The sequence below is a fragment of the Cohnella rhizoplanae genome, assembly GCF_948329515.1.
GTDB classification, from domain to species: Bacteria; Bacillota; Bacilli; order Paenibacillales; family Paenibacillaceae; genus Cohnella; species Cohnella rhizoplanae.
Genome location: NZ_CAOJCN010000009.1, coordinates 204,686 through 218,982 on the forward strand (window position 1 = coordinate 204,686; position 14,297 = coordinate 218,982).

10 protein-coding genes are annotated in these 14,297 nt (G+C 60.5%); 1 reads left to right on the plus strand and 9 read right to left on the minus strand.

Annotation, left to right across the window (positions count from 1 at the left end; genetic code table 11):
• Positions 1–117: 117 nt before the first annotated feature.
• The 9 genes from PQG80_RS15470 to PQG80_RS15510 all read right to left on the minus strand — a co-directional run bounded on the left by PQG80_RS15470 (position 118) and on the right by PQG80_RS15510 (position 12,188).
• Positions 118–2,463, minus strand: a complete 2,346-nt coding sequence (locus tag PQG80_RS15470; RefSeq protein ID WP_271752289.1) for an AraC family transcriptional regulator — start codon at positions 2,461–2,463, stop codon at positions 118–120.
• A gap of 124 nt (positions 2,464–2,587) precedes the next feature.
• On the minus strand, positions 2,588–3,883 hold the full coding sequence (locus PQG80_RS15475; RefSeq protein ID WP_271752290.1) for an enolase C-terminal domain-like protein: 1,296 nt from the start codon (positions 3,881–3,883) through the stop codon (positions 2,588–2,590).
• On the minus strand, positions 3,880–4,803 hold the full coding sequence (locus PQG80_RS15480) for a Gfo/Idh/MocA family oxidoreductase (protein WP_271752291.1): 924 nt from the start codon (positions 4,801–4,803) through the stop codon (positions 3,880–3,882). The genes PQG80_RS15475 and PQG80_RS15480 overlap by 4 nt, the downstream gene beginning before the upstream one ends.
• 43 nt (positions 4,804–4,846) lie before the next feature.
• Positions 4,847–5,797: a carbon-nitrogen hydrolase family protein gene (locus tag PQG80_RS15485; protein WP_271752292.1), complete on the minus strand. Its 951-nt coding sequence runs from the start codon at positions 5,795–5,797 to the stop codon at positions 4,847–4,849.
• Positions 5,798–5,820: 23 nt separating this feature from the next.
• A complete protein-coding gene (locus tag PQG80_RS15490; protein WP_271752293.1) occupies positions 5,821–6,807 on the minus strand; it encodes a hydroxyacid dehydrogenase in 987 nt (328 codons plus the stop codon).
• A 92-nt stretch (positions 6,808–6,899) separates the two neighbouring features.
• Positions 6,900–8,456, minus strand: coding sequence for an ABC transporter substrate-binding protein (locus PQG80_RS15495; RefSeq protein WP_271752294.1), 1,557 nt, complete (start codon positions 8,454–8,456; stop codon positions 6,900–6,902).
• 127 nt (positions 8,457–8,583) lie between these two features.
• Complete coding sequence (locus PQG80_RS15500) at positions 8,584–9,519, minus strand: carbohydrate ABC transporter permease (protein WP_271752295.1); 936 nt, start codon at positions 9,517–9,519, stop codon at positions 8,584–8,586.
• 13 nt (positions 9,520–9,532) lie between these two features.
• Complete coding sequence (locus tag PQG80_RS15505; protein ID WP_271752297.1) at positions 9,533–10,450, minus strand: ABC transporter permease; 918 nt, start codon at positions 10,448–10,450, stop codon at positions 9,533–9,535.
• 241 nt (positions 10,451–10,691) lie between these two features.
• A complete protein-coding gene (locus PQG80_RS15510; protein ID WP_271752299.1) occupies positions 10,692–12,188 on the minus strand; it encodes an ABC transporter substrate-binding protein in 1,497 nt (498 codons plus the stop codon).
• Positions 12,189–12,391: 203 nt separating this feature from the next.
• On the opposite strand from PQG80_RS15510, the gene PQG80_RS15515 reads away from it, so the two are divergent.
• Complete coding sequence (locus tag PQG80_RS15515; protein ID WP_271752300.1) at positions 12,392–14,287, plus strand: glycoside hydrolase family 36 protein; 1,896 nt, start codon at positions 12,392–12,394, stop codon at positions 14,285–14,287.
• The last annotated feature ends 10 nt before the right edge of the window (positions 14,288–14,297 follow it).

Below are 14,297 nucleotides of genomic sequence, written 5' to 3' on the forward strand. Positions count from 1 at the left end.
GGCAGATTGGTGGATCCGCACTTCATACAGTAGCAGGACCAGTAAGAAAAAAAAGTGCAAAATCTGCACTTTTCCCCCTTGTCGCGCTCCTCGATATGGTTTTTAGTGAACCTTGTTCTACAAGCCCATCGATTTCTTGATCCGGTAGTCCTTCGGGGTCGTGCCGTAGCGCTTTTTGAACAATTTGAAGAAATAGCTTTGCGAGCTGAAGCCGACTTTTTCGGAAATTTCGTTCACCTGCCAGTTGTTTTTCTCCAGCAGGACGACCGCGTTTTGCAATCGGACTTCGTTGATATAATCGGCGACCGACACGGTCTCGTACTTCTTGAAGATCCGGCCCACGTATGCCGGCGACATCTTGAGCAGGTCCGAAATCTCCTGCAGGCTAAGGTTGGCATTGGCGTAGTTCGCCTGAATGACGTCCTTGATCGTATCGACGATGACCTGGACCTTGTTCTCCACGACGGCCTTGTGATCGACGAAGATCGCGTCCAGGATCTGGACGAACGCCTCGAAGATTTCGTCCAGGGTCTCCTTTTCGAACACGAGGCCGTCGATGGAGCGAAGGTCGAGCGTCAGCGGCGACACCTTGTTCTGGTTGATCTCCCGGATCGTCTGCTTGATGATAATGCCCAAATGAACGACGGACTGGATGACCGCGTCCGAGCTCATGCCGGAGATGACGCCGCGGATGCGGTCCAGCTCCAGATGAACCTGCTCCTGCCGGCTCGACTTGATCCCCTCGATCAGCTTTCGCTCGAGCTCCGGCGGGATCTGGGCGTCGTGGTTGTCCTGCTTCTCCCGGACGATCTGCGGCGTGATCACCGCGTTCGCGCCGACGTTCATCCTGTACTGCAGGTAATCGAGCGTCCGCTCGTAATAATACGTCAACTCGCCGTAAGCCGGGACGATGTCGCTAAGCGCGACCGTGAACGTGATGTGATAGAGATCGTTAACGATCGTCTGCGCCTTGCGCATCGATGCCGATATCCGCTCGTACGTCTCCTCGTCCGGCTGACCGATATCGAACAGCAGCACGAAGTGCTCCTCCCGCAGGTCCACCGCGTCCACGGGGAGCACCTCGGATACGACCTCCTGCACGATGTTGGAGATCGCGAATTGCAGCAGCTTGAGGTCCAGCCCTCGGGTCGCCTTAAGTTTCTTGTAATCGTCGACCTTAAGGACGCCGAGCACGAACGGCCATTCCAGGTCGGTCTTGAGGTAGCCCCGCTCCCGGTACGACTTCAGCTCGTCCGGCGCGATCGTCGTGCTGTCGGTCACGAGCTTGCGCAGATGATAGGAGCAGATGATATTCTCGTTGCCGGCTTGCCTGGATTGCTCGGAAGCGAGCTTCTCGACCAGCCGGTCATAGATGTCCGTGACGTAGCTGAATTCGTCCTTGCCCTGCGGTCGGCCGATCCCCACGCCGGGCATGCGCTCGGTCTGCTTCAGCAGCACGCTGACCGGCGTGTACAGCTTGTTGGACACGAACAGAGAGGCCAAGAGCGCGAGGCCGAAGGAGATGGCGGCCACCGTGATGAACACTTTCTTCAGCTGCACGATCGACGCCAGCGCGCCGGTATACGGCTCGATGTTGACGATGATCCAATTGGTCGAAGCGTTCGCCATATAGTTCACGATCTGCTTCCGGCCGTCCAGCGTATAGGTGAATTGGGATACCTCGTGATTCGAAGCGTTAATCCTTCTGTAGATCTCGTCTTTGAGCTCTGCGAGTCCTTCATCGGCAGGCGCGACGGGACTGTAGATCTCTTTGTTCTGGTCGAGGATGAAGATACGGTTGGACGGATCGTCCGACCTGGCGTTCATCAGCTCGAGCTTCTGGAACAGCCACTCCGGTTTGATGTTAATAATGAGAGCGCTATCAGTTTTGTTGTAGGCTTCGAGCGAGTCGTACATATATAGGGAGAAAATTTCCTGCGCATTGTCCGGGCGTTCGGTATTCGGCATGTAGGCGATCGGCATCAGCTGCATTTTGTACAAGGACTTGGTGCCCGCCAGAAAGCTCTTGGTGATGTCCAACAGATTGCTCTTGGGATTCGAGATGGCGTCGTCGCCGCTCGTAAAATAGGTATCGCGCTTGCTGTTGTAAAAAACGATGGAATGAATAAACGAGTTGTACGCGATCGTCTTGTTGAGCTTGTTGATCCGCAGCGTGTCCTCGAAGCGGTCCGGCTCCCGGCTGAACAGCAGATGCGCCATGTCGTTGTCATAGTAAAGAGAGATGGCGAAGTTCTTGACCGTCTCGTTCATGTAGGAAATATTGTAGTTGATCTGCGAGAGCACCTTCTCGTTGGCCTCTTGCTGGGAGTCGAGACTGATCTTTTTCGAATACATGTACGCGGACAGCAAAGAAGCCAGCATGGATGCCACGATCAGCAGATTGATCGAGAGCATGATGCGCATCAGGTATTTGCGTTCTCTGTATTTTCGCAGGTATGTCATGGCTGAATCCCCCTCCATCTCTACCTTAACAGGAATACAAACAAAGAGAAAAGTGCAAAATCCGCACTTTTCTCCTATATAGACAATCGGGTAAACTTCATTTTTACAGCGATTGAAAAGATTGCTAGTGCAAACCGCACAGCCTATCGTAATACTCGCTGCTGCCGAGTGCTCCCCCGCTGCGCGCATAAAATTCCGGCGCGAGCCGGAACATGCCGGATGCCGCTTCGATCCAGGCGCCGTCCGGCAGCGGATGGCGGCGCTTCATCTCGTCCCAATGCAGATAATTCTGTCCCCCGTTCGATTCGATCAGGCCCATGGACAATCCGGGCAGCGGCGGAAGGCGAGCTGCCAGGTTCTTGTTCCAATCGACCATGACGGGGCTTGCCGTCAGGTCCGCGCAGAAGCACGGGATCCCGTAGGCGGCGGCCGTGCGGGCGATCCGAAGACTCATGCTCATCGTCTTGGCGACGGGCTTGAGCGCGAACGCCCCGTAGCCCATCTGGATGCGCGCCAGCGCGTCCCGCTCGTCGTGTACGCTCTCATCGCCAGCCACCCGGACCGGCAGATCGGCCACGCTCGCATGGACATGTTCGGGAAAAGGCTCCTCCACGACCAGGATGCGGCCCAGCGCGCCCATTCGCTCCGCCGCGTCGATCAGCCGCAGAAGCGGCTCCATGCCGCCGTAACGCCCGTTGATGTCCAGGTAATAAGCGATCCGGCCGTTCCCGGTATGCGGGCAGTCGCGGCGCTCCGCGATCCGGTGGATTTGCTCGAGACGCTCGACGTCCCATGCCAGCATCTTGTCCGGATCCCCGTCGCCGTCCGGATCCGAGCCGAGCTTGATCTTCAGGACGAAATAGCCATCGTCCAGCAGCTGCTCGACGTCCGCCGCCGTCATCCCGTAGGAGACGACCGGCGTACACGCCAGGCGGTCGTGGCGGGCCGTCAGGGCGGAGCGGTAGTCCTCGGGGATCAGCTCGAAAAAGGATGCGTCCGGATGGCGCCGGCCGAGCAGCCCCCAGGCTGCATGATCCACGGGCACGAGCGCGTTCAGCGCGAAGGTCGCGCGCAGCCGGCCTTGGCCCCATTCGCGGTCCGCGTACGCCCGCGCCTCTCCGGCCAGACCGTCCAGCAGGTCGAGGGGCGTTCCGAAGGAAGCGCCGGAAGACGATGCGAGCGCATGCGCGGTGATCGCCTGCATGAACGCGTTGCCCCGTTCGTGGCCCCAGCGCGCATGCACGTCCGGGTCGGACCACAGGACGCTCTGGACGCCCAGACCGGTCCCGCGGTTGCCGATGTCGTCCTGCAGGCAGACGACGGACTGCCACAGCTCGTTCACGTACCCGCCCTTAAAGCCGAACGGCGCCGCGAGCGGCTCGCGTATATGGCGAAGACTCGTTTTGTCGATCGTGATCATCGCGCTTGCCCTCTTGCTTTCTTCCGGTATTGGACGGCGAACTCCGCCCCGTCGTAGCCCGGCTCGGTTGCCGCGGATACTTCCTCGAGGGCAACCGTGCGTCCGCCTTCAAGCAGGGAGCGTCTCGCGGCGAGCGCCGCCAGCTCCGCCTCGAGCAGCTCGCCCAGGGGCGGGATCTCCGCGCGCTCGCCCGCCAGATAAGGCAGCGTGGCTGCGAGGAGGGAACGGTACAGCCTGTCCGGATCGACCTGGATATGACGGACTTCACGCTCCGAGACGATCGTCGCATAGAAAGGCAGGTAGCCGGCAGTCTCGCCCACGCTGAGGAATCCCTTGCGGCCGTCCCGCCAGACGAGCTCCACCTGGTGCTGAATATGGACGCCTGCGGATCTTACGCTCGCCAGTCCCGGTCCCATGATCGCGAGCATCAGGCCGTACGCGTGAATGCCGTAGTTAAAGTCGTCCACGGAGCAGCCGGCCAGCGCGGCGACGACGCGGTCCTCCGGGTCGCGCGCCAGGCGCCATGCCTCGGCCTCCTCGCAGAACCGCAGCGCCGAGCCGCCGACGATCCGAACGCCGTCTCGCGCCCAGGCGAGCAGCTGCCGGACGTCCTGCGCATTGCCCGCCATCGGCTTGTCGATCAGGATCGCCTTGCCAGCCTCGGCGAACGGGCGCGCCCGCTCGACATGCAGATCCCAATTCACGCTGTGGATGATCGCCGCGTCCACCAGCTCCGGCATGTCCGACAGTCTGTCGCAGACGATCGGGATGCCGTGCTTCGCGGCGAATTCGCTTGCCTTCCCCGCGTCATGCACCGTGCCTCCGTCGTAGACGGCCGCTACCTCGTGCCCCATTTCCTGCAGGATCGGCACCCAGGCGTTCGGGTGAGACGTATCCAGATCGACGATTCCGATTTTCAATGCGTGTGCCTCCTCTTGTCCGCAGCTCCCTGTGCCTGTCGCATCATGTCGCCATTCGTCCCGGCTCCTGCCTGGACCGCTCCGATCGGGCGAAGTAATCGTCCAGCAGCTCCAGCTCGAACTCCGCCACGATATCGTCCGCCGTAAAGTCCTCGGACTCGCTCGTCATGAGCACGCACCCGAGATAGCCGGGATCGTGAATGACGACATCGCGGCCGTACTTGCGCTTGATGTCCGCGAACTTGGCGCCGTTCTCGTCGATATGAAGGACGACATAATCGAGATTGACGCGGCTCGTGATAAAAGAATAATAGTTCGTGCTGCTGGCCGCAACCTCGCCGAGCGGCGTCACGATCGTGCAGGGCGCCCCTGCTACCGCGCCCGCGAAGTAGGAACGGCAGGCATACGCCCAGTAACCCTGCATCAGCCCGCCGTGATACATCGACGGGAACAAGATGAGATCCGGCTTCGCGGCGGCGTAGCGCCGCAGCAGCTCATCGAAGTTCAGATCGAAGCAGATCGCGCCCGCCACCCGACCGAAGTCGCATTCGAAGATCGGCGCTTCGCCGCCGTACAGGATGTTCGTCTTCGCGTACTCGTCGGGCGTCAGATGGTTCTTGATATAGGCGCCCGCCACGCCGCCCGAGCGGTCGATCAGCTGCATATGATTAAGCCACATGCCGTCCTCGGTCTCGGCATGCGTCGGATAAGCGATGTAGCAGCCGTGCCGCCGGGCGACGTCCGCGAAGAAGTCGCGGATCCGGTCCTTGCGCGCGCGGTAATAGTCGAGGCGGCGCGCCAGCGGGAAGCCGAGCGGATCCGGCCTGTCGCAGGCTTCCGGCAGGACGATCAGATCCGGCCGGTCCGGCAGCACCTGGTCGAGCTGCGACTCCCAATGCCGGATCATGCGCGCGATCGCCTCTTCGTCCGAGACGTCCGCCGGCACCGCCAGCGGCCGGGGACCCAGACAGCTGATTGTTACGTAATTCGCCACCTTGCCTCACGCTCCCTTCCGGTTTACGCCAATAGATGCAGCTGGTCGGCCCGCACCTCGCCGGCGAGTTCCTCGCCGTCCATGAACGCCTCCACGTCCAGGACGACAGCCTGGGCGAGCCGCTGCAGTCCGTTGTTGACGGCGCCCGCGATATGGGGCGTGAGCACGACGTTAGGCAGGTCGCGGAAGGGATGGTCCGCCCGCGGCGGCTCGGGATCGGTCACGTCGAGGCAGGCGAAAAACCGGCCTTTGCGAAGCTCCTCCGCCAGCGCTTCCTCGTCGATGACCGAGCCGCGGGCCGTATTGATGATGACGCAGTCGTCCTTCATGAGCGCCAGCCGCTCCCGGTTGAACATGCGATACGTCTCGGGGAGCGACGGCAGGTGGATCGAGATGACGTCGCTCTGCGCGAGCAGCTCCTCGAGCTCCGCCTTGCGCGCGCCCATCCGCTGCGCCTGCTCTTCGCTGACGAACGGATCGTACACCAGGATGTTTACGTCGAACTGGCGCAGGAGCTTGACATAGTGGGAGCCTGCCTTGCCTGCGCCCACGACGCCGATCGTGACGTCGTACACCTCGCGGACATTCGCGCCGTCGCCCCAGCCGCCGTCCCGGGTCTCGCGGACGAGCCGCCACATATCCTTGAGCGACACGATCGTGAAGCCGAGGGCCGTCTCGGCCACGCCCTTGCCCAGCGCCGCCGTCGCATTGGTCACGCGGATGCCCCGCTCCCACAGCTCGGGCGTGACGATCGGCTTCACGGTGCCCGCGGCGTGCAGCACCAGCTTGAGATTCGGCGCTGCGTCCAGCACGCGCGCGGTCAACGGGCCGCAGCCCCAGGACGTGATCGCGATATCGGCGCCGCGGATGACCTCCGCGAGCTGCGCTTCCGACGGATCGCCGGCAACCTCGTTCACGACGACTTCGCCCAGCTTGCGCAGCCGGTCGAGATGCTGCGGCTTGAATACCTTCTCCCGCTGTTCTTTGCTTTGCAGCAGCGCGATCTTCATGAAGTCTAACCTCCCATACCGCGAAGAAAATAGACGGGGACGAGCCCCGGTCTATTTTCCGCGTCGGCCATTCGATTCGATTTGACGGTCGATTACTTGCCGTTGGCGGCCAACCATTCGTTCAGCTGCTTCTGCTTCTCGGCGCGGATTTTCTCGGCGCCCGCCTTGTTCAGCTTCTCCTCGTAGATCGGCAGGTACTTCGCCGGGTCGAGCGTGCCGGTTCCCAGAGATGCCGCATACTCTTCGTTCACCGCGTTCACGTTGGCGATCTCCGTCTTGACCGGCTCGGAGTTGAATACGAAGCCGTTATACTTGGATACGCGCGCTTCGTTGTTCATCTTGATCGTCTGCTCGATCTTGTCTGCCGGAGATCCTTCAGGCAGGTACTCGTTGGTGATGTTGCCGAAGATCCAGTCCGTGTTCGTGAAGTAGCCGGCATCCTGGTTGATCTTGATGAAGTTGCCGGTCGTCTTCTCGTAGTGCTTGCCCTCGATGCCGTAGACGAGCGTGTTGTACAGCTCCTTGTCGGTGTTGACGAGCTCGAGGAACATCATCGCGCGCTCCGGATTTTTGGACGTGCGGCTGATCGCGTTCAGCGTGCTGGCAGCACCCGTGAAGACGGCTTCGCCCATCGGTACGAGTTCGACGTCGTAGCCGCCATCTGCGGCCTTGTACTCGACTTCGGAGCCCGGTTTGCCCGTCCAGTCGAACCAGACGGCGGTCGTGCCTTTGTTGTAAACGTCGTTCGCTGCTTTGAGCGTCGCTGCGTCCGGGTTAATATAACCCTTGGTGTACCAGGAGTGAGCGAGCGCATAGTTCTCTTTTCTCTCCTTGGTTATTTCAGGAAGGACAGTGTTCGTCTCATCGGTGTAGTAGACCGGCACCTTGGTATCGATGCCGTACAGCAGCGCCGTGTAGAAGCCCTTCTGCGTGCCGAATGGCGTGATGCCCGGTTCGCCATCCTTGATCTGCTTCAGGAACGGCTCGAGATCTTCCATCTTCTTGATCGTGCTGGTGTCCAGGTTGTACTTGTCGATGAACCGCTTCTGAATGACGAGGCTCGCGCGCTGGGCGGAGAATTGGAAGTTCGGAACGGCATAGATCTTGCCCTGCAGCGTGGCGTCGTCCCAGAACTTCTTCTCGAGCGAGTCGTACAGCTGCTGGCCATGCGTCTTCAGCAGGTCGTCAAGCGGCAGGAATGCGCCCTTGAGCTGGTTTTGATCGAACTTGAACAGCCAGCTGGACGTCCAGATGATGTCCATCTTCTCGCCGGAAGCGGTCATCGTGTTCATTTTCTGCTCGTAGGTGCCGAAGTCGATCGGACTCAGCTTGATCGTGGCGTTGATCTTTTCCTTGGTGATCTTGTTGACCGCTTCGTTCACGAGCGCCAGGTCGGCGTTCGCCGCGTTCTGCGGGTAGTACCAGGTCAGCTCGACGGGCTCGAGCTCGCTGCTTGCCGATGGGGAGGCGCTAGCGGATGCGGAAGCCGAGGCCGTGGAACTTGCGGACGGCGCAGCGGACGCGCTCGGCGATGCGTTGCCGTTGTTGTTAGAGTTGCCGCAGCCCGCCGCCGTGAGCGCGGCTGCCAGCGAGATGGACGTGAGAAGCGTGGTACGAAATCCGAATTTGCCGCTGTTTGTTTTTTTCAACGTAAACCCTCCCGAGAAATGTGGATGAATGATGACTATCTAAAAACTAAAGGCCGCCTCAATTCGTACCGCCTTCACCGCCCTTCCCGCGCGCCTTTAATCGAACATCCGGATCGTCCTGCCTTGCTTATCCCTTGATGGCCCCTACCGTCAGCCCCTTGACGAAAAAGCGCTGGAAGAACGGGAAGACGATCAGCATCGGTCCCGCCGACAAGATGGCGATCGCGAACTTGGCCGCGGTCTTCGGAAAATTCGCCAAGTTGAAGTTGGACATGACGAGCGCGAATTCAGGCCGCGAAGTGATGAAGTCGAGCGAGTTCATCGTCCGTACGAGGAGCAGCTGCAGGGGGACCAGCCGTTCGTTGTCGATAAAGAGCAGTGCGTTGAACCATTCGTTCCAGTAGTTGAACATGATGAACAGACCCAGCGTCGCGAGCGACGGCTTAGACAGCGGCAGGATCAGCTGCACGAAGATGCGCCACTCCCGCGCGCCCTCCACCTTGGCGGATTCGACGATCTCGAACGGAATCTTGGACATGAAGCCCTTCATGATGAGCACGTAAAACGGACTGAGCATCCCCGGCACGATCAGCGCCCAGATCGTATCCTTCAAGTGCAGGTACTGGGTGACGAGGATGTAGAACGGGACAAGCCCGCCGCCGAACAGCATCGTGAAGAATACGTAGAAAGAGGTGGGCCTTACCAGGCCGTAGTCTCTTCTCGACAGCGTGTAGCCCAGGCTGGCCGTCAGGATCAGGCTGAGCGCCGTGCCGACGACGGCGACGAAGATCGTCACGCCGTAAGCGCGGAGGATGGCATCCGGCGACTTGAAGAAATATTCGTAGGCGGAGAAGGAAATCTTGTCCGGAATCATGCGGTAGCCGTGGTGCAGAATCGAGTTCTCGTCCGTGAGCGATACGATGATAACGAGCGCCAGAGGCACGAGCATGCTGAGCGTGATCATGATAAAGATCAGATGAATGATTAAGGTCGACCACTTGAAAGAAGACTTGGTGGCGGGCTTGGCGTGTATGGTCTTGGCCGTTATGGTCTTGGCGGTCATGGAACTGCCCTCCTTAGAACAGGGAATTTTCTTCGTTGATTTTGCGGACCGTGTAATTCGCGGCTACGACGAGCACGAGGCCGACGACGGATTGATAGAGACCGACGGCGGAGGCCATGCTAACGTCTCCCAGCTCGCTGAGCGCCCGGTAAATATAGGTATCGATAATGTCCGTCGTGGCGTACGTCATGCCGTTGTTGTTCGGAATGAAGTAATGAAGGCCGAAGTCGCCGCGGAACATATTGCCGATGCTCATGATCAGAAGAATGATGATAAGCGGAGTCAACTGGGGAATCGTGACGTTCGTAATCATTTGCCAGCGCTTGGCGCCGTCGATCTTGGCCGCCTCGTACAGCTCCGCGTCGATGCCGAGGATGCCCGCGAAGTAGACGAGCGCCGAGAAGCCGATCGCCTTCCATAGATGGACCGCATTCAGAATGTAGGGCCAGACGTTGGCCTTGAAGTACCACTGTACGCGCTCGAAGCCGAGTCCCTCCAGCCATCCGTTGAGAAAGCCGTTCTGGTGATCGAGGAAGGCCATCGTGATGTAGCTGACGACGACCCACGACAGGAAGAAAGGCAGAATCATCGCCGTCTGGTAAATCTTCAGCCACTTTTTGGCCACCTCGTGCAGCAATATGGCCACCGCCAGCGAGAAGACGGTCGTCATGAACATGTAGCCCAGGTTGTAGAGCACCGTGTTCCGCGTAATTCGAAATGCGTTATCGCTCGTGAAAAGGAACTTGAAATTTTTGAATCCGACCCATTCGCTGCCCAGGATGCCCTTGTCGTACACGTAATTTTTAAAGGCGATGATTACGCCGAACATCGGGACGTACGACATGATGAAGATGTAGATGATCGCGGGTAGCGAGAAAATAAACAATTCGCCGTTCCTGCTCACGAACTTTAAAAATTTGCCGCGTTTCATATCGCCGGCGTCCTCCTTGCTGCTTGGATTTGCGTCTTGCGACGAGCTCTGACTTGACGATATCTCCGATTCGGGGCCGAGAAAAGTGAAGAAATCGTACTTTCCTCTCCGGTCGAGTGCGCGATTTGTTTTTTACTGCCCGATTCCGCATGCGGGGCGGAAAAACGAAAAAAGCCGCGAACCGGACGGGAGAATCCCGCCGTTCACGGCTGCGGCCGAGGGTATGTAGTTGTTCGTTTCGCTACTTCTTGACGCGCGCCTTCAGCCATTCGTCCAGCTGCCTTTGTTTCTCCTGCACGATAACGCCGCTGCCGGCCTTCGCCAGTTTGTCCTCGTATTCCGGCAGGAAGCGCGCCGGGTCGATCGTGCCCGTGGCCAGGGCGGGATAGTATTCATCGTTGACGGCCCGCACGTTCGCGATCTCCGTCTTGACCCGTTCCGGATCGAACTCGAACCCATCGAAGGCCGATACGGCCGCTTCGTCGTTTGCCCGTATCGTCTGCTCGATCTTGTCCGGCGGGGAGCCCTCGGGCAAGTACTCGTTCCGGATGTCGCCGAACACCCAGTCCGTATTCGTGAAGTAGCCGCCGTCCGTGTGCACCTGGACGAAGTTGCCGGTCGTTTTCGTATAATGCTTGCCTTCGATGCCATACACGAGCAGATTGTACAGCTCCTTGTCCGTACTGACGAGCTCAAGCAGCATAAGCGCGCGCTCCGGATGCGCCGATGTCCGGCCGATGGCGTTCATCGAGCTGCCCGCGCCGACGAAGACCGAACCGGCGAGCGGCACGAGCTGCACGTCGTATCCGCCGTCCGAGGCTTTGAACTCGACCTCCGAGCCCGGCTTGCCCGTGATATCGAACCATACGGCCGCGTTTCCTTTATTATAGGCGTCCGCCGCATCCTTGAGCGTAGCTGCGTCTTCATTAATATAGCCCTTCGTGTACCAGTCGTGCATCAGCGCGAAGTTGGTCCGCATCTCGGCCGTCACGTCCGGGAGCACGGTCGGCGTCGGATCGTTCCGGTAGACCGGGACGCGCCAGTCGATGCCGTAGAGCAGGTTCGTATAGAGGCCTCTCGTCGTGCCGAAGGGGACGATATTCGGCTCCCCTTCCTTAATCTGCCTTAGGAAAGGCTCGATGTCCTCGATCCGCTTGATCTTGGAGACGTCCAGCCTGTATTTATCGATGAACCGCTTCTGGATTACGAGGCTTGGCCGCATCGCGGCGATCTGGTAGTTCGGGACGGCGTACAGGCGTCCGCCCAGCTTGCCGCCGTTCCAATACTTTTCGTCCATGGACGCGAGCAGCTGCCCGCCATAATTGCCGAGCAGATCGTCGAGGGGCCGGAAGACGCCTTTCTTGGCGTTCGTGGCCCACGGGAACAGCCAGTTGGACGTCCAGATGACGTCCATCTGCTCGCTGGAGGCGACGATGGTATTCATCTTCTGCTCGTAACTGGCGAAATCGATCGGTCGCAGGTCCACGGTGGCATTCAGCTTCGTCCGGGTAATCGCGTTGACCGCGTCGTTCACGAGCCGTTGATCGGGATGGGCCCCGTACTGCGGGTAATACCACACAAGGTCGACCGGCTCCAGCTTGGTATCGGCGGCTCCGGCCTCCGTTCCCCTCGAACCGCCGGCTCCCGTGCAGCCGCCCAAAATAGCGGCGCACAACGAGCAGACGACGAGCGCCCACGCCATACGGCGCCATGTCTCCCGTTGATTCGCTTTGAACAAGGTCAATCGCTCCCCTCGATGCCGCTCTGTCCCTACGTATGTTGCGATCGTTCACTTATTTATAAATATAGCAATTCGACCGTTCTCTTGAACATACAAAAGTGCAATATGGCGTGCTTCGGCGAGAAGCGCGATCTGCTAAGCTAGCTTCGTACGACCCGGTCTTGCTCCGGGATCTACGCGTATCGACAAGGAGGATTCACATGATATTCGAACTGCCGTCCCTGCGCGCGGCAACCGTCACCGCCGTCGTATCCGACCGTAGTCTGCAAGGCGAATTCGTGGCGTCCGCGGCCGATGAGGTTCCGGCGTTCCGAACGGACGTCCTCGGCGTATCGCTGACGACTGAAGCGGACGCTCGTACGCAAGCGGTATCCGTCCGCAACGAAGGGCCCTACCCGCTCGCGCTGCGGGAGATCCGGCTGGAGTGGTCCGCCTCCCGGCTCGGCAACCGGCTAGACTCGCGGGATTATGTCCAACTCCATCATACCCGCGATTTCTCCGGAACATCCGGCGTCCGTCCCGTCCATCGGCCTGTCGCTTGGTCGCCTGCCGACGAGCCCTCCGGCATGGTGAGCGTATTCCGCCACCGCCGGACGGGCGCCAGCATCTTGCTTGGCGCGCTGCCCCCCTACGGCGACTGCTTCGTCGATATCGCCGTCCTGCATGCGCAGCCGCATCGCGACGGCGCGTTCGGGCTTGGCTTTCATCTCCGCTCCCCGCGAAATGTGGGTCCGGGAGAACGCGTCGAGCTGGCGCATCTGATCGTGCTGCAGGGAGACGACGGCAACGCGCTGCTGTCCGAATATGCGGACCTGATCCGGCAGCGCCTCGCCGCGATACGGTTCGTGCCGCCCGCCGCGCGGATCAACGGCTGGAACAGCTGGGATTACTATTCCGGGGCCGTACGGTCCGAGGACGTGCTGGCCAACGCGGCCGCGGCGAACGAGCGCTTCGGCGATGCCTTGCGGTACGTCGTGATCGACGAAGGGTACGAGAGCCAGTGGGGCGTCTGGGAGGCCGGCTGGAAGTTCCCGCAGGGGCTCGAGACCCTCTGCGCGCAGATCCGCGCCGAAGGCTGCGAGCCCGGCATCTGGACGGCGCCGCTGATGGTCAGCGTCTATACGCCGCTCTACCGCGATCATCCGGACTGGTTCGTCGGCGACGAGAAAGGCAATCCCTTCGTGGAAAACGCCGGCTACGGCAGCATGGTCCAGCTGGATATCACGCACCCCGGCGTCGAGGCGCACATCCGCGATACGTTCATTCGGCTGCGGGCCGCCGGGTTCTCTTACTTCAAATGCGACTTCGCGCAGCTGCTGCTCGGCGCCTCGACCTTCCATGACCCGCGGATGTCGCATGCCGGCATGATCCGCCGGTTATTCGAGGTCATCCGGGAGGCCATCGGGGCCGACGCTTATCTGCTCGCCTGCGGCGCGCCCTACGAGTCCGTCATCGGCATTGCGGACGCGCACCGCACGACGGGGGACGTCCACAATTATTGGAGCCATATCCGCCACAACCTCCGTTCGATGCTGGCTAGGTGGTGGATGCAGGGCGCGATCGGCAATACGGATCCGGACACCGTCAACGTACGCTGCCCGGAGACGACGGACGACCGCCAGCTCAACCGCCGACTGGCGCTCAATCCATGGGGGTTGAACGGCGGTTGGGCGGCCGGCAGAGAGATGAACCTGGAGGAAGCCAGGACGCTGCTCCTCGCCTGCTACGCGAGCGGGGGCGACCTGCTCGTCGGGGATTCGATCGTCAAGCTGAAAAGCACCGGCACCGACATGCTCGCCCACTTGCTGCGCCAGCCGCCCGTTCGGCGGGGCGTCACGCTCAACCTGTTCGAGCCGGACGGCGACGAGCTGCCGATCGTCGCGGCGGAGAGCGGCGAACCCGATAGGAATCGTACGCTGCTCGTGCTGTTCAACCTCGGCGACGACTACCGGACGCAGAAGATTCCGGCAGCCTATCTGGAGCCGGCCTTCGCGTGGACCGCGTTCTGGTCCGGCGAGGCCGTGCCGGCCCCGCTCTCCGGAGAGGCGGAGCTGGCGCCGAGAAGCGCGACGGCCTGGTGGATCGAGCGGAAGTGAAGCACCGGGC